Below are 19,732 nucleotides of genomic sequence, written 5' to 3' on the forward strand. Positions count from 1 at the left end.
CAGGAGAGAACACCCCATGCGCGACGCCGTCATCGTCCAGGCCGTGCGGACCCCCGTGGGCCGCCGCAAGGGCGCCCTCGCCGGGGCCCACCCGGCCGACCTCAGCGCCATCGCCCTGCGCGGGCTCGCCGACCGGGTCGGACTCGACCCCGCGCTGGTCGACGACGTCATCTGGGGCTGCGTCTCCCAGGTCGGCGAACAGGGCTTCAACGTCGGGCGCAACGGCGTCCTCGCCGCCGGGTGGCCCGAGGCCGTGCCGGCCACCACGCTCGACCGCCAGTGCGGGTCCAGCCAGCAGGCCCTGCACTTCGCCGCCGCCGGCGTCATCAGCGGGCAGTACGACGTCGCCGTCGCCGGTGGCGTGGAGTCGATGACCCGGGTGGCCATGGGTTCCAGCGTCGCGAACGGGCCCGGTATGCCGTTCGGTCCCGGCGTTCTGGCCCGCTACGACAACGTGGCCTTCAACCAGGGCATCAGCGCCGAGATGATCGCCCGCCAGTGGGGCTTCTCCCGCGAGGACGTCGACGCCTACAGCGTGGCCTCGCACGAGCTGGCCGCGGCGGCCCAGAAGGCGGGCGCCTTCGAGGAGGAGATCGTGCCGGTGCCGCTGGCCGCGGACGGATCGGTGGTCCTGGACGGCAGTGAGCCCACGACGACGTTCAGCACCGACGAGGGCGTGCGCCCAGGCACGACGCTGGAGGTGCTCGGCGGGCTGCGCACCGCCTTCGAGGAGAACGGCACCGTCACGGCCGGCAACGCCTCGCAGATCTCCGACGGGGCCGGCGCCATGCTGGTGACCACCTCCGAGATCGCCGCCGCGAACGGCTGGACCCCGCTGGCCCGCGTGCACACCGCGGTCCTGGCCGGCGTCGACCCGGTCATCATGCTCACCGGCCCGATCCCGGCCACGGCCAAGGCCCTGGCGAAGGCGGGGCTGTCCATCGGCGACATCGACGCGTTCGAGGTCAACGAGGGGTTCGCCTCGGTGCCGCTGGCGTGGCTGGCCGAGACCGGGGCCGACCGGACCCGGCTCAACCCCCACGGCGGGGCGATCGCGCTCGGTCACCCGCTGGGCGGCTCGGGAGCCCGCCTGGCGGCCACCCTCGTGCACCACCTGGCCCGGACGGGTGGGCGGTACGGCCTGCAGACCATGTGCGAGGGCGGTGGCATGGCCAACGCGACCATCCTGGAGAACCTCACGGCCTGACGCCGCGGTGGGCCGGCCCCGGACGGGGCGGCGCGGCATACCCGGCGGTGATCCGGACGCAGAAGTGCCGGGGGCCGGGACCCTGATGAGTCCCGACCCCCGGCACTGCCCCCTGCGGTGTTGCAGGGCCCCTGCGAAAGGGATCCTGCCCTGGTCGGAGGACCTGCGTCCCCTGCGTGTCTCTACCGACCACTCACGATGATGCACTCTTTCCGCGCCGGATGATGGCCCTCTCCTGCCAATGGCCGTAACCTGCCAAACATGACATCGATCGTTGGCAGGGTTGCCCGCCGCCGCACGACGGAAGGGACCCTCGGCCCGGGTGGTCGGGGGTGAGTCCGTACCTCGCGCCGTTCCGCGTCTCCGAGGCGGCAGAGACCCTCTACCGCAGGATCCTGCGCTCCAGCAGGAGCGACGTCGCCACCCACGCCGCCGAGCTCGGCTGGACGCTGGAGGAGGTCACCACCGCGCTGCAGTCACTCATCGCGATCCGCCTCGTCCGGGAGACGACCGATCACCAGGTGGTCGTCGAGCACCCCCGCGCAGCCCTCGAGCGGCTCATCGACAGCGAGGAGGCGCGGCTGGACTCGCGGCGCCGGGAGCTGTCCGAGGCGCGCAACGCGATCGCGCAGTTCGCCGCCGACCACCGGGTCGGCCAGTCCGGCAGCACGGCGACCCGCCGGCCGGCCTGGGAGGAGGTCTCGGCGCAGCTGGCGCCGAGCCTGGTCGAGCACACCATCCGGATCACCAGCGGCGTGATCCGGACCTCCGTCGTCCGGGTGGACGTCGGGCCGGGGCTGGACGACGACACCTACCGGACCGCCCAGGCGGCGGTGGCCGCCGGCCGCGAGCAGCGCGCGCTCTACCCGCTCAGTGCGCTGGAGGACCCGGCGAGCCAGCGCTGGATGCGCGGCTGGTCCGACGTCGGGGAGCAGCAGCGGGTCACCGACAGCCCGCCGAGCGAGTTCGCGGTCTTCGGCGACGAGGTGGTGCTCGCGGTCGCCAGCTGGCACGACCCCACCTCGGACTTCGTCGTCATCCGCGACGAGATGCTGGTCTCGGCGTTCACCACGATGTTCGACCTGGCCTGGTCGGTGGCGCTCCCCGTGCCGGACGCCTCCGTGGAGACCGACGCCGACCGCCGCCTGCTCACCCTGCTCGCCGGCGGCCTCAAGGACGAGGCCATCGCGCGCTACCTCGGTTGGGGCGTGCGCACGGTGCGCCGTCGGGTGGCCAACCTGATGGCCGACCTGGGTGCCGACACGCGGTTCCAGCTCGGCGTCGCGGCGCAGCGCCGGGGCCTCATCGGGGCCGCGCGCGGCGGCGTCGGACCTGGTGCCCCGAACGGGTGAGTTCGTTCTCCGCGGACCCGAGCCGGTATCGTTCGGGCGCACGGGCCCCGTGCGCATCTGCGGCGGGGCCTGAGCCATTCCCGCACCATCGGACGGGCGGGTGTGCCGTGAGCGATGCGTAGGGAAGGTGGCCCGCATGCCGGCGATCGTGCTGGTCGGCGCCCAGTGGGGCGATGAAGGCAAGGGCAAGGCGACGGACCTGCTCGGCAGCAGTGTCGACTACGTCGTGAAGTTCAACGGCGGCAACAACGCCGGCCACACCATCGTCATCGACGGCGAGAAGTACGCCCTGCACCTGCTGCCCAGCGGCATCCTCACCCCGGGCTGCACCCCCGTCATCGGCAACGGCGTGGTCGTCGACCTCTCGGTGCTGTTCGAGGAGATCGACGCCCTCAACGCCCGTGGTGTCGACACCTCGCGCCTCGTGGTGAGCGCGAACGCACACCTGATCCCGTCGTACAACCGGGTGCTCGACAAGGTGACCGAGCGCTTCCTCGGCAGCCGCCGCCTCGGCACGACCGGCCGCGGCATCGGCCCGACCTACGCCGACAAGATGTCGCGCATCGGCATCCGGGTGCAGGACCTGTTCGACGAGAAGATCCTGCGCGCCAAGATCGAGGGCGCCCTGGACATCAAGAACCAGGTGCTCGTGAAGATCTACAACCGTCGCGCCATCGAGGTCGACGAGGTGGTCGAGGAGCTCCTGACGTATGCCGAGCGGCTGCGTCCCATGGTCGCCGACACCGGGCTGCTGCTGTCCAACGCCCTCGACGAGGGCAAGACGGTCCTGTTCGAGGCGGGCCAGGCGACGCTGCTCGACGTCGACCACGGCACCTACCCGTTCGTGACGTCCTCCAACGCGACCTCCGCCGGCGCCTGCACCGGCTCGGGTGTGCCGCCGACCCGCATCGACCGGGTCATCGCGATCCTCAAGGCCTACTCCACCCGTGTCGGCGAGGGCCCGTTCCCGACCGAGCTGCACGACGAGATGGGCGACCGGCTGCGCGACGTCGGTGCCGAGTTCGGCACCACGACCGGCCGCCCGCGCCGGTGCGGCTGGGTCGACGCGGTCGTCGGCCGCTACGCCACCCGGGTCAACGGGGTCACCGACTTCGTCGTCACCAAGCTCGACGTGCTGACCGGCCTGGAGACCATCCCCGTGTGCGTGGCCTACGACGTCAACGGCGTCCGCCACGACGAGATGCCGGTCAGCCAGAGCGACTTCCACCACGCGGTCCCGGTCTACGAGGAGCTGCCCGGCTGGAGCGAGGACATCTCCGGCTGCCGTACCTTCGAGGAGCTGCCGGTCAACGCCCAGCGCTACATCGAGCGGCTCGAGGAGCTCATCGGCGCCCGGATCTCCACGGTCGGCGTGGGCCCGGGCCGCGAGGCCACGATCGAGCGGCACTCGCTGCTCGGCTGACACGGCGAGGGGGGCGTGGTGGACGAGGTCCTGCTCAGGTTCACCAAGTGGGACGGTCGTGAGCACTGGCTGGCGCCGTTGTGGCGGCTCGGCATCGACGACCACGGCGTGTGGTTGGGCGGTCCCGCCGGCACGGTGTTCACCCGTCCCGAGGTGGTGGCCTACGAGGCGACCGGGCCCCTGGTCATGCTGGTCCCAAAGGGGCGGCCCTGGGTGGCGACCTTCTACGGGGAGGGGCACCGGCACGACACCCGGGTCTACGTCGACATGGCGACCCCGGCGGTCTGGTCGGACTCCGGGGACGAGGTGACGATGGTCGACCTCGACCTCGACGTGGTGCGCACGCAGGACGCCCGCGTCTACGTCGACGACGAGGACGAGTTCGCCGAGCACCAGGTGCGATTCGGCTACCCGCGCGAGGTCGTGCGGATGGCCGAGTCCACGCGGGACGAGGTCCTTGTCGCGGTCCGCGCCGAGCAGGCGCCGTTCGCCCCCGCTGTGTGGGAGCCGTGGCTGGGCCAGGTGTCCTGAGGTCCGGTCCGGCGGCGCGGCTCAGCCGGCCTGGGGCTGGGCCTCCGCGTGGCCCAGCTGCTCCAGCCAGGCCCGGGTGATCTCGTCCTTCGCCTCGTCGAGGTCCTTGATGAACCGGGCCCGGCCCAGGTAGCGGGCGGTGAAGCCGATGACGTAGTCGCCCTGGATCACCCCGACCTCGGTGCCGTCGGTGGCGGTCAGGACGAAGCACCCTCGTCGCCGGGAGACCACCAGCTCGGGCGTGCCGGCGTGGAGGTCGGCGACAGGGACCTGTTCTGGCGCCGTCGGGTCGACCGCCACCTGCTCGTCGGCACCCTTGCTGTCGGTGGGCGGGGGAGGCGTCGTCGAGATGCCTTCCTGGTGCAGGACGTGCTCTGGCCCGGGGTCCGCGGATCGACGCGGCGCCCGGAGCCGGCGTGGGGTGCGGAGCATGGCTGACTCCTCGGTCGGACGGCACGGAGAATGCCGTAGGCCGAGCGTAGGCAGGACGTAGGGCGACCTACGTCGTGCCCGCGGGTGAGGGGCTCGTGGGCGCCGCACACCCCTTCGTCGGAGGCGGCGCTCATGCATCGGCGGGAGAGGCCGAGCGCAGGACGGTGCCCCAGCCCGACGGGCTGGGGCACCGTGGCCGTTCCGGTGTCTAGCGCTGCAGTCGGGCCAGTCGGCGCAGAGCCGCTCCGGCCATCACCAGCATCGCCGACAGTGCGAGCAGTGGTCCCACGGGCTGGGGGCCCGTCATGGGCAGGGTCCGGACCACCGGGGCAGCTGCCTGGGGCTCAGAGGCCGACTCCGCGGGCGGCTCGACGCCGTGCGGCACGACGGGCTGGACGACCGGGGTCGAGGGAGTCGACGGGGGCTGGACCGGCGGCGTGCCACCGCCGTCGCCGCCTCCGTTGTCGGAGCCGCCACCGCCGTTGCCACCGCCGTTGCCGCCTCCGTTGTCGGAGCCGCCACCGCCGTTGCCACCGCCGTTGCCGCCGCCGTTGCCACCGCCGTTGCCTTGGCCACCGTTCCCGTTGCCTTGACCGTTGCCGCCGCCGTTGCCACCACCGTTGCCTTGGCCACCGTTCCCGTTGCCCTGGCCGTTCCCGCCGCCGTTGCCGTTGCCCTGGCCGTTGCCGCCGCCGTTGCCACCGCCGTTGCCTTGACCGTTGCCACCGCCGTTGCCTTGGCCGCCGTTGCCGTTGCCCTGGCCGTTCCCGCCGCCGTTGCCGTTGCCCTGGCCGTTGCCGCCGCCGTTGCCGTTGCCCTGGCCGTTGCCGCCGCCGTTGCCGTTGCCCTGGCCGTTGCCGCCGCCGTTGCCGTTGCCCTGGCCGTTGCCGCCGCCGTTGCCGTTGCCCTGGCCGTTGCCGCCGCCGTTGTCGGAGCCGCCGCCGTTGTCGGAGCCGCCGGGGTTGCCATTGCCCTGGCCACCGTTCCCGGCGCCTCCGCCGTTGCCGTTGTCGGAGCCGCCGGGGTTGCCATTGCCCTGGCCACCGTTCCCGGCGCCTCCGCCGTTGCCGTTGTCGGTGCCGCCGCTCCCGTTGCCGTTGTTGCCCGGGTTGGCATTGGCGTTGCCGTTGTTGCCGTCATTGGCGTTGTCGCTGCCGTTCGAGCCCGGGGGCACGTCACCCTGGCCGTTGCCGTTGCCGTTGCCGTTGCCGTTGCCGTTGGTCGAAGCCGCGGTGTTCACGGCCGCGCCGGTGCTGCCCGATGCCGCCGCCGCGGTGACGCTGGGTGCGAGCACCATGGCTCCCGTCACGACACCTACTGCGAGCCTTTCCCCCCATGCGCCCCGTCGGTTGGACCTGTGAGCCATGTGAGCGCTCCCTTGACCGCAAGAGCACTGCCGACGTTCGGCACCCCGGCGGGGGTCATCCTCGAAGGGGTCTGCTCTGTAACGATCACGCTCGCATCGGTCAGGATTTGGTAAAGCCGGTTGCGGACGGCATCAACCGTTCTCGGGAAATCTCGACCGAATGGGTCGAGGGTGCGGGTCGCCCCAACGGCCGACCCAAACGGGGGTGATCCGGCCTTGACGGGCAAGCCACCGAAACCGGGCCCGGCCGTCTCAGGCGGTGGGCTCCAGGACGGTCATCCGGTGCGCGGCGCGAGTGAGCGCCACGTAGAGGACCCGGACGCCACCGGGCGACTCGCGGGTGATCTCCGCGGGGTCGAGGATCACCGTCGCGTCGTACTCCAGGCCCTTGGTGGACATCGGGTCGACGACGTACACGCGCTCCGAGGCGTGCTTGGCGAGCGGGGCGGCAAGGTCCTCCCAGGCGCGCGGCGTGATGACCGCGATCGAGCCTTCGACCTCGCCGAGCAGGTCTTCCACGGCGTCGACCAGCCGGTGCTCCAGCTCGGCCACGGGCGTACGGACCTCGCGGGGCTGGACCCCGGTCTCGCGCACCGCCTGCGGGATGTCGGCGTCGGCCACCTCGCGGCGCACGACGACCGCGGCGTAGTCGAAGATCTCGCGGGCGTTGCGGTAGTTGGTGTCCATGTGGAACGTCCGGCGCTGCTGGGTGCCGAACGCCTCGTCCCGGGCGCGCAGCGACTCCGCGCCGTCCGGCCACGAGCTCTGTGCCGCGTCGCCGACGACGGTCCACGAGGCCCACCGGCCCCGGCGCCCGAGCATCCGCCACTGCATCGGTGAGAGGTCCTGGGCCTCGTCGACGAGGACGTGGGCGTACTCCTCCGGCCGCCCGATCCGGCCGTACATCAGGCGGTCGTGCATCGAGTGCGGCGCGACCTCCGACTGGCGCGGCGTGCCTGACGGGGTCAGCCGCTGGGACTGCACCTCCGCCACGCCGTAGTGCGACAGGTCGTCGAGCTCCTCGATCTCGTAGAACCCGCGCTCCTCGCGCGGCGCCTCCTTCATCGCACCCAGCCGGGCGGCGAGGTCGTCGATAAGCGCGACGTCGGCGACCGACCACTGACCGGTCTCCAGCGCCACCTGCATCGAGTCGACGAGCACGTCGACCTCGGCCGGGGAGAGCAGCCCGTGGGCGTAGCGCTGGGCGCGCTCCCGGTCGGCGAGCCAGAGCAGCACCTCGCGGGGGTCGACCGGACGCCACCACTTCTGCATGAACGCGTCGACCTCGAGGTGGTCGGTGAACCGGTCGAGGAAGTCGGACTTCTCGCCGTGCCGGTCGCTGGCCCACGCCGCCTCGGCGAGCGCCTGCTCGGCGGCCTCCCAGGCGAGGTTGCGCTGGTGGTGGCGCAGCACCTGGCTGCGGACCCGGTTGAGGACCGGCGCGTCGAGGCGGATCGGCCGGCCGCCGATGAACGCCCGGAACTGGGTCGGCGCGTCCGGGGTGAGGTCGCGCGCGGCCCGGGAGAGCACGCGGCGGATCCGCAGCGACCCCTTGATCGCCGCCGCCTCGTTGGAGTCGAGCCGCTCGGTGGTGACCCCGTCCACGACGTCACCGAGGGAGCGCAGCGTGACCGTCTCCTCACCCAGTGAGGGCAGCACCCGCTCGATGTATGCCGTGTAGGCGGCAGAGGGGCCGGCCACCAGGATGCCGCCGCTCTCGAACCGACGGCGGTCGGAGTAGAGCAGGTAGGCGGCGCGGTGCAGGGCCACCACGGTCTTGCCGGTGCCCGGGCCGCCGGTGATCTCGGTGATGCCACGGGCCGAGGCACGGATCGCCTCGTCCTGGTGGCGCTGGATGGTGGCCACGATGTCGCGCATCTGCGCGCCACGGCTGCGGGTCAGCGCGGCCATGAGGGCGCCGTCACCGACGACGACCATGCCCTCGGGGGCCTCCGGGACCATGAGGTCGTCCTCGACCCCGATCACGTCGGCGCCCTTGCAGCGCAGCACCCGCCGGCGCAGCACACCCATCGGGTCGACCGGGGTGGAGCGGTAGAACGGCGCCGCGGCCGGGGCGCGCCAGTCGATGACCAGCGGCTCGTAGTCGTCGTCGCGGACCCCGAGGCGGCCGACGTAGCGGACCTCGCGGTCGTCCGTGCCGGGGCGGGTCTCGTGCACCAGGTCGAGCCGGCCGAAGACCAGGCCTTCGTACTGCGTGTCGAGCGTCGTCCGGCGGCGGGCGGCGTTGAAGACCAGCGCGTCCCGCTCGAACAGGCCGGTCAGCTCCTCCTCGCGCACGTCACCGGTGCGGTCGGTGCGGCCGCGCGCCAGGCCCTCGGCCTCGACCAGCGAGGCGCGCTCGGCCGCCTTGCCCAGCTCGGCGTAGACACGGTCGACGTGCGCCTGCTCGACCGCGATCTCGTGGGCGACCTCCGCCGAGGGCTGCTTCGGCTGGTGGTTCGACTGGTCCGGCACGGTCACGTTCTCCGCCTGTCGGCTCGTGGTGGGGTCAACGGGGTCGCACGCCAACGTGCGAACGCACGAGTCTAATCTGCCCGCGTGTCCACATCAGGCGTTCGCCCACCGTCAGGGGAGCCACTGGTCGGCTCCGTCGTCCGTCTCGACGTCACCACCCCCGACGACGCGCCCGGCCTCTTCGCCGCGCTCGACGACGAGCGGGTCTGGGCGAAGGGCTACGGGGGAGGCCCGGCCGGGCGCCCCGCGGACGCCGAGGCGATGCACGCCTGGGTGGCGCGCTCCCTGGCGAACGCCCGGGAGACCGGCCGCACGGCATACACGTTGCGCCTCGTCACGGACGGCGACCTCGGTGCCGCGGGCACCGTGGTGGGCACGACGAGCCTGGGCGACATCGACCTGGGCAACGAGCGCGCGCACCTGGGCTGGACGGCGTACGGCCCCCGGTGGTGGGCGACCGCGGTCAACCCCGAGGCCAAGCTGCTGGTCCTGCGGCACGCGTTCACGGACTGTGGGTTCGGGCGGGTCAAGATCCAGACCGACCTGCTCAACGACCGCTCCCAGGCCGCGATCGCCAAGCTCGGCGCCACCCGCGAGGGGGTCCTGCGGCGGCACATGCGGCGGGCCGACGGGTCGTTCCGCGACACCGTGGTGTTCAGCATCCTGCGCGAGGAGTGGCCGACCGTGGAGGAAGGGCTGGTCGCGCGGATACGCTCGCTGGCATGACCGACGTCGCCGCCCAGCCCACCGCCGACGAGCTCGCCCCGCCCACCCCGGTCATCGACCGTGACGCGGCCCGGCGGGCCTACGACGACGACCGGGCCCACGTGTTCCACTCCTGGTCCGCCCAGGGAGCGCTGACCCCCATGGTGGTGGCCGCGGCGCAGGGCTGCTGGCTGTGGGACGGCGAGGGCAACCGCTACCTCGACTTCTCCTCCCAGCTGGTCAACACCAACATCGGCCACCAGCACCCGGCGGTCGTCGCGGCCATCCAGGAGCAGGCGGGCCGGCTGTGCACCATCGCTCCGCAGCACGCCAACGACGTCCGCAGTGAGGCGGCGCGGCTGGTCACCGAGCGGGCCCCGCAGGGACTGGACCACGTCTTCTTCACCAACGGCGGCGCCGAGGCCATCGAGAACGCCGTGCGGATGGCACGGCTGCACACCGGCCGGCGCAAGGTGCTCTCCCGCTACCGCAGCTACCACGGGCACACGCAGGCGGCGATCCACCTGACCGGCGACCCGCGCCGCTGGCCCAACGACTCCGGCGCCGAGGGCGTCGTGCACTTCGTCGGCCCGTTCCTCTACCGCTCGCAGTTCCACGCCACCACCGAGGCCGAGGAGTCCGAGCGCGCCCTGGCGCACCTGGCCCACGTGGTCGAGATGGAGGGGCCGGCCACGATCGCGGCGATCGTGCTGGAGACCATCCCCGGCACCGCCGGCATCATGACCCCGCCGCCCGGCTACCTCGCCGGGGTGCGCGAGCTGTGCGACCGACACGGGATCCTGCTCATCCTGGACGAGGTCATGGCCGGCTTCGGGCGCACCGGCGAGTGGTTCGCCCTCGACGGCATCGACGGCGGCGTCACCCCCGACCTCATCGCCTTCGCCAAGGGGGTCAACTCCGGCTACGTGCCGCTCGGCGGCGTGATCCTGAGCAACGCCGTGTACGAGACGTTCCGCGAGCGCCCCTACCCCGGCGGCCTGACCTACTCGGGCCACCCGCTGGCCTGCGCCGCCGCGGTGGCGACGATCCGCGCCATGGAGCAGGACGGCATCGTCGACCACGCCCGCCGGATCGGGCAGGACGTCCTGGGCCCGGGCCTGCGCGAGCTGGCCGCCCGGCACGCCGTCATCGGCGAGGTCCGCGGCCGGGGCGTGTTCTGGGCCCTGGAGCTGGTCGCCGACCGGGAGACCCGTGAGCCGCTGGTGCCCTACAACGCATCGGGCGCGGCCGCGAAGCCGATGAACGACCTCGTCGCTGCGTGCAAGCGCCGCGGCCTGCTGCCGTTCGTCAACATGAACCGCCTCCATGTCGTCCCGCCGTGCATCGTCACCGAGGCGGAGGCCCGGCTCGGCCTGCGCCTGCTCGACGAGGCGCTGGCCGAGGTCTTCGGCGGCTAGTCCGGCTGGTCCCGGCTGGTCCCGGCTGGTTCCGGCGAGACCCGCTAGATCAGCCCACGCCGGGCGGCCTGCACGCCGGCCTGGAAGCGGGTGCCCGCGCCGAGCTGGTCCATCAGCGCCCGCACCCGGCGCTCGACCGTGCGCTGGGAGACGCCGGTCTGCCGGGAGATGGTCGCGTCGGAGGCGCCGCCGGCCAGCAGCGACAGGATGTGCAGGTCGCGCTTGTCGACCCCCTGGGCCGACATCCGTGAGGTGGGGATGGCCAGGCGCCAGATGGCGTCGAGCGTGGCCCCCAGCGCGAGCACCAACGGCCGGGAGCGGATCAGCAGCGACCCGTGCCCGCTCTCGTCGTACGACGACAGGTCGAGCACCGCGGCGGTGTCGTCGACCACCACGGCGGAGAACGGCAGGTCGTAGGTGAACCGGTACTTCTCCCCGCCCTCGGCGCGGGCCGCCAGGACCTCGCTGGCCTTGTCCCACTCCAGCACCTTGGCGTCGTAGGTGGTCCGCAGGCTGAGCTCGATGCCCTCGGAGGAGTAGCTGCGGTCCCGGTGGCTCGACAGGGGTGCGTCGAACAGCACCCGGGTGCGGGGCGAGATGTTGCGCGCGGTGCGCAGCGAGTGCGTGGCCGTGGCCACGATCTCGGCGGTGGCGGTGTGGAGGTCGTCCAGGGAGTTCAGCACCGAGATGCCCTCCAGCCGTCGGGCGCTGTCGGTGCGGGCCTGGTAGTAGACCTGGCTGAGCTCGTGCGCCGCGGAGCGGGCTTCGCGGGCACGGCGCTCGAGGTTGACCGCGTGGGCCGGCAGCGCCACGTCGGGCGGGGTCGGGTCCCAGCTGCCGTCGGCATGGACGTCGACCAGTCCGCGCTGCGCCAGGATGCGGACCACCCGGTCGACCGCCTCGCCCTCGATGCCCTGCGCGACGAGCAGCTCCCGGGTGGGGTGGGCGTGCTGGAGGATGGCCAGGTAGACGCGCGTGACCAGGCCTTCGGTGACCGCGTCGGGCGGTTCGGACGCCAGACCGGGGGTGCGGTTGGCGAAGTGTGGGGCCTTCACCACGGCGGTGCCTCCTTCGGTTCCCAGTGCACCCCAGCCCCAACGGGTGGGGGGCCGGTCGAGGTGGCGGGATACCGACATTGACTGTAGTCCGCCAGTCAAAGGGCTTACACCCCTTCGTGATCTTTGCGAGAGTGATGTCAGCCGGCTAGACCGGCCGAGGCGCGAAGAGTCGCCGGTCCCCCCGCCGGGCGACCACGCGCTGGTCGCGGCGTCCCCGGGAGAAGCCCCCCCTGCCTCCCGGGGACGCCGCGCACATCATTTTTCGCCCCCTTCACCGCCGGTATGCCGGGTCGGCCACCTCGCCGTGCCACCCCGGACCGCCGCCGCGGCGGCTCCCTTAGGCTCTCGCGGGTGAAGGTTCTCGTCATCGGATCCGGTGCCCGCGAGCACGCCATCGTCCGCGCCCTGACCGCCGACCCCGCGGTCGATGCCGTCATCGCCGCCCCGGGCAACCCGGGGATCGACACGATCGCGCTGTGCCGCGACCTGCCAGGCGGCCTGCTCGACGGCCCCGGCGTCGCCCACCTCGCCGCCGAGGTGCACGCCGACCTCGTCGTCATCGGGCCGGAGGCGCCGCTGGTCGCCGGCGTCGCCGACGCCGTGCGCGCCCGCGGGATCGCCTGCTTCGGTCCGACCGCGCAGGCCGCCCGGCTCGAGGGCAGCAAGGCGTTCGCCAAGGAGGTCATGGCCGCCGCCGGCGTGCCCACCGCGCTGGCCCACGTGTGCACGAGCCTGGACGAGGTGACCGACGCGCTGGACGCGCTCGGCGCCCCCTACGTGGTCAAGGACGACGGCCTGGCCGCCGGCAAGGGCGTCGTGGTCACCCGGAGCCGCGCGCAGGCGGTCGCCCACGCGGCGCAGTGCCTGGCCAAGGAGGGCGGCCGGGTCGTCGTCGAGGAGTACCTCGACGGGCCCGAGGTGTCGCTGTTCTGCCTGACCGACGGCACGACCGTCGTGCCGCTGACGCCGGCGCAGGACTTCAAGCGGGTCGGCGATGGGGACGAGGGGCCCAACACCGGCGGCATGGGGGCCTACTCGCCCCTGGACTGGGCCCCCGAGGGCCTGGTCGCGGACGTCGTCGCCCGGGTGGCCCAGCCCACGGTGGACGAGATGCGTCACCGCGGGACGCCGTTCGCCGGGGTGCTCTACGTCGGCCTCGCGCTGACCTCCCGCGGGCCGCGCGTCGTGGAGTTCAACGCCCGCTTCGGCGACCCCGAGACGCAGGTCGTCCTCGCGCGCCTGGCCACCCCGCTCGGCGGGCTGCTGCACGCCTGCGCCACCGGCACCCTCGACCAGGTGGGCGAGCTGCGCTGGCACCCCGAGCACGCCGTCACCGTCGTCATCGCCTCCAAGGGCTACCCCGACAGCCCCCGCACCGGCGACGAGATCCACGGCCTGGACCAGGTCGGCGACGAGGCCTGGGTCCTGCACGCCGGCACGGCGCCCGGGCGCGAAGGCGCCGTGGTGTCCGCGGGCGGGCGGGTGCTGTCCGTCGTCGCCATGGGCGGCGACCTCGGGGAGGCCCGCGACCGCGCATACCGGGCGGTCGACCGGATCAGCCTCGACGGCTCGCACCACCGCACCGACATCGCGCTCGCCGCGCAGCGCGGCGAGGTCTCCGTCCCCACCCAACCTACCGCCTGACCCACCGCGTCTTCACCGGTCGCGCACCGCAGGAGGGCGGGCTGCGAGGATGGGGGCATGACGTCGGTCGTCCCCACCTCGCCGCCCGCCCTGCCCGGCTTCGCCCACGTCTACTCGGGCAAGGTCCGTGAGCTGTACGCCCCGGTCGACCCCGGCACGGGGGAGGCCCGCGAGGACCAGCTCCTGCTCGTGGCCTCCGACCGGATCTCGGCCTACGACTTCATCCTCGACACCGAGATCCCCGACAAGGGCGCGGTGCTGACCCAGCTGTCGCTGTGGTGGTTCGAGCAGCTCGCCGACATCCTGCCCAACCACGTCATCTCCACCGACGTGCCGGCCGCGGTCGCCGGCCGGGCGGTGCTCGTGCGCCGGCTGCAGATGGTCCCGGTCGAGTGCATCGGGCGGGCCTACCTCACCGGCAGTGGCCTGGCGGAGTACCGCCAGACCTCCTCGGTCTGCGGCGTCCCCCTGCCGGCGGGGCTGGAGGACGGCTCGAAGCTGCCGGAGCCGATCTTCACGCCCACCACCAAGGCGCCGGTGGGCGAGCACGACCAGCCGATGACCTACGCCCAGGTCGAGGCGGAGCTGGGGGCCGACCTGGCCTCCCGGGTGCGCGACCTCACCACCGCGATCCTGGCGCGCGGCAACGCGGTGGCGGCGGAGCGCGGGATACTCCTGGCCGACACCAAGGTGGAGTTCGGGCTGGACCCGGCCGCCGCGGACGAGCACGGCCGGCCGGGCATCGTCCTGGCCGACGAGGTGCTCACCCCCGACTCCTCGCGCTTCTGGCCGGCCGACCAGTGGCAGCCGGGCCGGGCGCAGCCGTCCTACGACAAGCAGTTCGTCCGCGACTGGCTGACCTCCCCGGCCAGCGGCTGGGACCGCCACTCCGGCGAGGCCCCGCCGCCGCTGCCCGAGGCGATCGTCGAGCAGACCCGGACCAAGTACGTCGAGGCGTACGAGGCGCTGACCGGGCGCCGGTTCGGCTGAGCGGCGGACCGGCCGCCCGCCGGGTGGACGCGCCGTCGGGGCCCCTGACGTCGGCGGTTATCCTCAGGGCGACCCCGCACGCCAGGCCCGGCAGGGCCGCGCCCCGAGGAGCACCTCGCATGGGAACCGTCGTCATCGACGTGATGCTGAAGTCCGAGATTCTCGATCCCCAGGGGCAGGCCGTCGCCGGCGCACTCCCGCGGCTCGGGTTCACCCAGTTCACCGACGTCCGCCAGGGCAAGCGGTTCGAGCTGACCGTCGACGGCGAGGTGACCGGGGAGGTCCTCGCCGCCGCCCGCGAGGCGGCCGAGAAGCTGCTGTCCAACCCGGTCATCGAGGACGTCGTCCGCGTGGCCGAGCTGACCGACGAGACCGCCGGGCAGCCCGCATGAGGATCGGGGTCGTCACCTTCCCCGGGTCGCTGGACGACCACGACGCGACCCGGGCGGTCCGGGTCGCCGGCGGTGAGCCCGTCGCCCTGTGGCACGGCGACGCCGACCTGCACGGCGTCGACGCCGTCGTGCTCCCCGGAGGCTTCTCCTACGGGGACTACCTGCGCTGCGGGGCCATCGCCCGCTTCGCCCCGGTCATGGACGTGCTCGTGCCCGCCGCGAAGGGGGGCCTCCCGGTGCTCGGCATCTGCAACGGCTTCCAGGTGCTCTGCGAGTCGCACCTGCTGCCCGGCGCGCTGATCCGCAACGACCACCGCAAGTTCGTCTGTCGCGACCAGGTGCTGCGGGTCGAGAACACCGCCACCGCCTGGACCTCCGACTTCGAGCAGGGCCAGGAGATCACCATCGTGCTCAAGAACGGCGAGGGCGGCTTCGTGGCCGACCAGCGCACGCTCGACGAGCTCGAGGGCGAGGGCCGGGTGGCGTTCCGCTACGTCGTGCGCGACGGCGACGGCCTCGGCGGCCGCAACCCCAACGGCTCCTACCGCGACATCGCCGGTGTCACCAACGAGCGTGGCAACGTCGTCGGCCTCATGCCGCACCCGGAGCACTGCGTCGAGCCCGGCTACGGCCCCTCGCTCGACGGCCTGCCCTTCTTCACGTCCGTCCTGACCTCGGTGGTGAACGCGTGAGCACCCTGGAGACCAGCCACAGCAAGCCCGCGCTCGACACCGTCTCGGCGGCGTCCGGCACGCCGGAGGTCGAGCAGCCCTGGGCCGAGCTGGGCCTCAAGCCCGACGAGTACCAGCGCATCCGCGACATCCTCGGGCGGCGCCCCACCAGCTCCGAGCTGGCGATGTACTCGGTCATGTGGTCGGAGCACTGCTCCTACAAGTCCTCCAAGGTCCACCTGCGCCAGTTCGGCGACAAGACCACCGACGCGATGCGCGAGAAGCTGCTCGTCGGCATCGGCGAGAACGCCGGCGTCGTCGACATCGGCGACGGCTGGGCGGTGACCTTCAAGGTCGAGAGCCACAACCACCCCTCCTACGTCGAGCCCTACCAGGGCGCGGCCACCGGCGTCGGCGGCATCGTCCGCGACATCATGAGCATGGGCGCGCGCCCGCTGGCCGTGATGGACCCGCTGCGCTTCGGTGCCCTGGACCACCCCGACACCCACCGCGTGCTGCCCGGCGTCGTCGCCGGCGTCGGCGGCTACGGCAACTGCCTGGGCCTGCCCAACATCGGCGGCGAGGTCGTCTTCGACTCCTGCTACCAGGGCAACCCGCTGGTCAACGCCCTGTGCGTCGGCGCGATGCGGGTCGAGGACATCCACCTGGCCAAGGCCTCCGGCGTGGGCAACAAGGTCGTCCTGTTCGGCGCGAAGACCGGCGGCGACGGCATCGGCGGCGTGTCCGTGCTCGCCTCGGAGACCTTCGACGAGGGCGGCCCGACCAAGCGCCCCGCGGTGCAGGTCGGCGACCCGTTCGCCGAGAAGGTGCTCATCGAGTGCTGCCTGGACCTGTATGCCGCGCACGTGGTCGACGGCATCCAGGACCTCGGCGGCGCCGGCCTGTCCTGCGCGACCAGCGAGCTGGCCTCCAACGGCGACGGCGGCATGCGGGTCCACCTCGACCTGGTCCCGCTGCGCGACGCGTCCCTGCGCCCTGAGGAGATCCTCATGAGCGAGTCGCAGGAGCGCATGATGGCCGTCGTCGAGCCCGGCAAGCTCGAGGAGTTCCTCGCGATCACCCGCAGGTGGGATGTCGAGGCCACGGTCATCGGCGAGGTCACCGAGGGTGACCGGCTCGAGGTGCTCTGGCACGACGAGGTCATCGTCGACGTGCCGCCGCGCTCGGTGGCCCACGACGGCCCGGTCTACGAGCGCCCGCTGGCGCGGCCGGCATACCTCGACGGCCTGCAGGCGGCCGGTCCGCAGGACCTGCCGCGCCCGGGCACCGGTGACGAGCTGCGCGACACCCTGATCCGCCTCATCGGCTCGCCCAACCTGTGTGACAAGTCGTGGGTGACCGACCAGTACGACCGCTACGTCCGCGGCAACACCGCCCTGGCGATGCCCGACGACGCCGGCGTCGTGCGGGTCGACGAGGAGAGCGGCCGCGGGGTCGCCATCTCCACCGACTGCAACGGCAAGTTCGCCAAGCTCGACCCGTATGCCGGGGCGCAGCTCGCGCTGGCCGAGGCCTACCGCAACGTGGCGACCGCCGGCGCGACGCCGCTGGCGATCACCGACTGCCTCAACTTCGGCTCGCCGGAGGACCCGGGTGTCATGTGGCAGTTCGCCGAGGCCGTGCGCGGCCTGGCCGACGGCTGCCAGCAGCTCGGCATCCCGGTGACCGGCGGCAACGTCTCGTTCTACAACCAGACCGGTGACGTGGCCATCCACCCGACCCCGGTCGTCGGCGTGCTCGGCGTCATGGACGACGTGGCCCGCCGCACCCCCTCGGGCTGGAAGACCCCCGGCCAGGTCATCTACCTGCTGGGCACGACCCGCGACGAGCTGGCCGGCTCGGAGTGGGCCAGCGTCATCCACGACCACCTCGGCGGGCTGCCCCCGCGGGTCGACCTGGACCTCGAGCGCCAGCTCGGCGAGATCCTCGTCAACGCCTCCCGCGACGGGCTCATCGACGCCGCGCACGACCTGTCCGACGGTGGCCTGGCGATCGCCCTGGCCGAGGCCGGCCTGCGCCACGGCGTCGGCGCCCGGGTCTGGCTCGAGGAGGTCTGCGAGCGCGACGGCGTCGACGCGTTCACGGCGCTGTTCAGCGAGTCCACCGCCCGTGCGATCGTTGCGGTGCCGCGCTCGGAGGAGGTGCGGTTCACCGACATGTGCTCGGCCCGCGGCTTCGCCCACGCGCGGATCGGCGTCGTCGACGACCAGACCGACGGCCTCGACGTGCAGGGCCAGTTCCAGCTCGGACTCGGCGAGCTGCGCGAGGCGCACACGGCGACCCTGCCGGCGGTCTTCGGCCGCTGACCACCCGGCATACCGGTACCTGACCGGACACGGCTCAACCCGCGAATCCGTCCCCCCGGGGGCGGATTCGCGGGTTGACGCGTGTTCGGTGGAGAGGGTGCGCGCTGGGCGGTCCGTCAGGGGCGCCGACCGGCGGCCAGCGCCTCGCCCACGACCAGGCCGAACGGCAGGTCGCCGCACGCGGTGAGGTGCAGGCCGGGCACCGTGGCGCCCTCCCACAGCCGGGCCAGCGGCAGCGAGCGCAGCAGGTCGCCCGTCACCACGCCGGGGGCGGAGGAGACCAGCACCCGGCCCTCGCGGCTGACGAACGCGGCCGGCCCCTCGACGAGGTCGAGCCAGCCCTCGGCCAGCTGCTCGACGTGGCGCACGTAGACGTCGCAGCCCACGACCCCGGCCAGCGCCTCGTCGCGGTGCACCGGCACGGTGAAGGTCAGGGTGTACTCGTCGGTGCACAGGTAGTCGACGTACGGCCCGGTGATGTGCCGCCGCCCGGTCGTGGCCGGCACCGCGAACCACGGCAGGGTCGTCCAGTCCCGGAAGGTGTCCCCGGCCGGGTCGGTCTCGACGACCAGCCGCTGCGGTGCGTCGCCCGGCTCGTCGGCGGTCCACCACTCCAGCCAGTACGCCGTGTCGTCCAGGGCCGCGGGCGCGGCCACGAAGCCGGCACCCACCACGGCGAGCTCGGTGTCGGCGAGCAGCCGGGTGGCCACGGGAGCGACCAGGCGCGCCATGCCGGCGGTGGTCGGCTCCTCGGCGAGCGCACGCCGGGTCGCGGCCTGAAGGGGCGCGAGGCCGGTGAAGTGGTCCTCGGCCCAGGCGAGGAGGGCGCCGGCCGCGCGAGCGGGGCCGTGAGCGGCCGTCGGGGCGAGGCTCATGGTCTCCACGGTAGGTCCGGCGAGGCTCATGCGCGTCGTCCTTGTGCCTGACGTCGCAGGCTGAGGGCCAGTCCGACCGCGTCGGCGACGTGCTCCTCGGCGAGGGTGCGCGCCCGGTCGGCGTGGCCGCGGCTGATCGCCCGGGTGAGCGTGCGGTGCGCGGTGCAGGCCGACTCGTGGGCGTCGCCGTCGTCGAGGGCCAGCCACAGCAGCGGGCCGACCTCGGACTGCAGCCGGATCTCCTCGCGGGTCAGCCGGGGCGACTGGGCCGCGGCGGCCACCTCGACGTGGAACTGGCCCTCGGCCCGGCGGCGCTCGCGGGCGGTGGCGGCGTTGTCGAGGTCCTTCATGGCCTCCTCCAGCCGGGCGAGGTCGTCGGGCCCGGCCCGCTCCGCGGCTAGCCGGGCCGCCGAGCCGGACAGGGCGGCGTAGTGGTCGCCGAGGTCGCGCAGGTCGCGCGGGGACACCTCCTCCAGCCGGGCCAGCAGGGCCGAGGCGGCCGGGTCGGGCGGCGCGGTGACGAAGCTGCCGCCGCCTCGGCCGCGGCGGGTCTCGACCAGCCCGCGGTGGCGCAGCGCGGTCAGCGCCTCCCGCACGGTGACCGTGGCGACGCCGAAGCGGGCGGCCAGGTCGGCCTCGCTGGGCAGCTGGGTGGCGTCGGGCAGCAGGCCCAGCGCGATGGCGTCGGACAGGCGCCGGGCGACGATCTCGGCGCGGCTCTCCTGGGCCAGGGGGGCGAAGACGGCGCTGCGGGCGCGCTGGCTCAGGTGCATGGCCTCCGGCACGTTGCGTCCTCCTCACCTCGCCGCGGTCCCCCGAAGGGTAGGCGACGGGCCGCGGGTCACGGTGTGGTCACTCGCCCTTTC

The 19,732-nt window shown here is 73.3% G+C and carries 17 protein-coding genes; 11 read left to right on the plus strand and 6 right to left on the minus strand.

Going from position 1 to position 19,732, the window contains the following annotated elements:
- Positions 1–16 precede the first annotated feature (16 nt).
- From FB474_RS20155 to FB474_RS20170, 4 genes are all read left to right on the plus strand, one after another.
- The gene (locus FB474_RS20155) at positions 17–1,207 is read left to right on the plus strand and encodes a thiolase family protein (RefSeq protein ID WP_141790654.1); all 1,191 of its coding nucleotides are present in this window, start codon (positions 17–19) and stop codon (positions 1,205–1,207) included.
- 332 nt (positions 1,208–1,539) lie between these two features.
- Entirely contained in the window at positions 1,540–2,559 is a 1,020-nt protein-coding gene (locus FB474_RS20160) for a response regulator transcription factor (RefSeq protein WP_141790655.1), read from the plus strand.
- Between the two features lie 136 nt (positions 2,560–2,695).
- Positions 2,696–3,982: an adenylosuccinate synthase gene (locus tag FB474_RS20165; RefSeq protein ID WP_141790656.1), complete on the plus strand. Its 1,287-nt coding sequence runs from the start codon at positions 2,696–2,698 to the stop codon at positions 3,980–3,982.
- Positions 3,983–3,997: 15 nt separating this feature from the next.
- Complete coding sequence (locus FB474_RS20170; protein WP_141790657.1) at positions 3,998–4,513, plus strand: DUF402 domain-containing protein; 516 nt, start codon at positions 3,998–4,000, stop codon at positions 4,511–4,513.
- Positions 4,514–4,534: 21 nt separating this feature from the next.
- On the opposite strand, the gene FB474_RS20175 is transcribed toward FB474_RS20170, so the two are convergent.
- From FB474_RS20175 to FB474_RS20185, 3 genes are all read right to left on the minus strand, one after another.
- Positions 4,535–4,945: a hypothetical protein gene (locus FB474_RS20175; RefSeq protein ID WP_141790658.1), complete on the minus strand. Its 411-nt coding sequence runs from the start codon at positions 4,943–4,945 to the stop codon at positions 4,535–4,537.
- A gap of 208 nt (positions 4,946–5,153) precedes the next feature.
- The gene (locus FB474_RS20900; RefSeq protein WP_221632715.1) at positions 5,154–6,254 is read right to left on the minus strand and encodes a hypothetical protein; all 1,101 of its coding nucleotides are present in this window, start codon (positions 6,252–6,254) and stop codon (positions 5,154–5,156) included.
- Between the two features lie 309 nt (positions 6,255–6,563).
- Positions 6,564–8,786: a HelD family protein gene (locus tag FB474_RS20185; RefSeq protein ID WP_141790659.1), complete on the minus strand. Its 2,223-nt coding sequence runs from the start codon at positions 8,784–8,786 to the stop codon at positions 6,564–6,566.
- Positions 8,787–8,870: 84 nt separating this feature from the next.
- Here FB474_RS20185 and FB474_RS20190 point away from each other — a divergent pair, with 84 nt between their 5' ends.
- Together FB474_RS20190 and FB474_RS20195 are read left to right on the plus strand one after the other, a co-directional pair.
- Positions 8,871–9,512, plus strand: a complete 642-nt coding sequence (locus tag FB474_RS20190) for a GNAT family N-acetyltransferase (protein ID WP_141790660.1) — start codon at positions 8,871–8,873, stop codon at positions 9,510–9,512.
- Entirely contained in the window at positions 9,509–10,909 is a 1,401-nt protein-coding gene (locus FB474_RS20195) for an aspartate aminotransferase family protein (RefSeq protein ID WP_141790661.1), read from the plus strand. The genes FB474_RS20190 and FB474_RS20195 overlap by 4 nt, the downstream gene beginning before the upstream one ends.
- 44 nt (positions 10,910–10,953) lie before the next feature.
- Here FB474_RS20195 and FB474_RS20200 read toward each other — a convergent pair whose 3' ends face one another.
- Positions 10,954–11,967: a response regulator transcription factor gene (locus tag FB474_RS20200; RefSeq protein WP_185746293.1), complete on the minus strand. Its 1,014-nt coding sequence runs from the start codon at positions 11,965–11,967 to the stop codon at positions 10,954–10,956.
- A 351-nt stretch (positions 11,968–12,318) separates the two neighbouring features.
- Between FB474_RS20200 and purD the strand changes: the two genes are divergently transcribed.
- The 5 genes from purD to purL all read left to right on the plus strand — a co-directional run bounded on the left by purD (position 12,319) and on the right by purL (position 17,991).
- The gene (purD, locus tag FB474_RS20205) at positions 12,319–13,611 is read left to right on the plus strand and encodes a phosphoribosylamine--glycine ligase (RefSeq protein WP_141790663.1); all 1,293 of its coding nucleotides are present in this window, start codon (positions 12,319–12,321) and stop codon (positions 13,609–13,611) included.
- A 57-nt stretch (positions 13,612–13,668) separates the two neighbouring features.
- Positions 13,669–14,601, plus strand: coding sequence for a phosphoribosylaminoimidazolesuccinocarboxamide synthase (locus FB474_RS20210; RefSeq protein ID WP_141790664.1), 933 nt, complete (start codon positions 13,669–13,671; stop codon positions 14,599–14,601).
- Positions 14,602–14,720: 119 nt separating this feature from the next.
- Positions 14,721–14,993: a phosphoribosylformylglycinamidine synthase subunit PurS gene (gene purS / locus FB474_RS20215; protein WP_141790665.1), complete on the plus strand. Its 273-nt coding sequence runs from the start codon at positions 14,721–14,723 to the stop codon at positions 14,991–14,993.
- Positions 14,990–15,685, plus strand: coding sequence for a phosphoribosylformylglycinamidine synthase subunit PurQ (purQ, locus tag FB474_RS20220; RefSeq protein WP_141790666.1), 696 nt, complete (start codon positions 14,990–14,992; stop codon positions 15,683–15,685). Before purS ends, purQ begins: the two co-directional genes overlap by 4 nt.
- Positions 15,686–15,690: 5 nt before the next feature.
- Positions 15,691–17,991 carry a phosphoribosylformylglycinamidine synthase subunit PurL gene (gene purL / locus FB474_RS20225; RefSeq protein WP_141790711.1) on the plus strand — a complete coding sequence of 767 codons (2,301 nt, stop codon included), beginning with the start codon at positions 15,691–15,693 and terminating at the stop codon, positions 17,989–17,991.
- Positions 17,992–18,107: 116 nt separating this feature from the next.
- Here the strand turns inward: purL and FB474_RS20230 are convergent, their stop codons facing one another.
- Both FB474_RS20230 and FB474_RS20235 read right to left on the minus strand, forming a co-directional pair.
- Positions 18,108–18,866, minus strand: coding sequence for a cache domain-containing protein (locus tag FB474_RS20230; RefSeq protein ID WP_141790667.1), 759 nt, complete (start codon positions 18,864–18,866; stop codon positions 18,108–18,110).
- Between the two features lie 26 nt (positions 18,867–18,892).
- A complete protein-coding gene (locus FB474_RS20235; RefSeq protein WP_221632716.1) occupies positions 18,893–19,651 on the minus strand; it encodes a FadR/GntR family transcriptional regulator in 759 nt (252 codons plus the stop codon).
- Between the last annotated feature and the right edge of the window lie 81 nt (positions 19,652–19,732).

Source organism: Oryzihumus leptocrescens (genome assembly GCF_006716205.1).
GTDB lineage: Bacteria > Actinomycetota > Actinomycetes > Actinomycetales > Dermatophilaceae > Oryzihumus > Oryzihumus leptocrescens.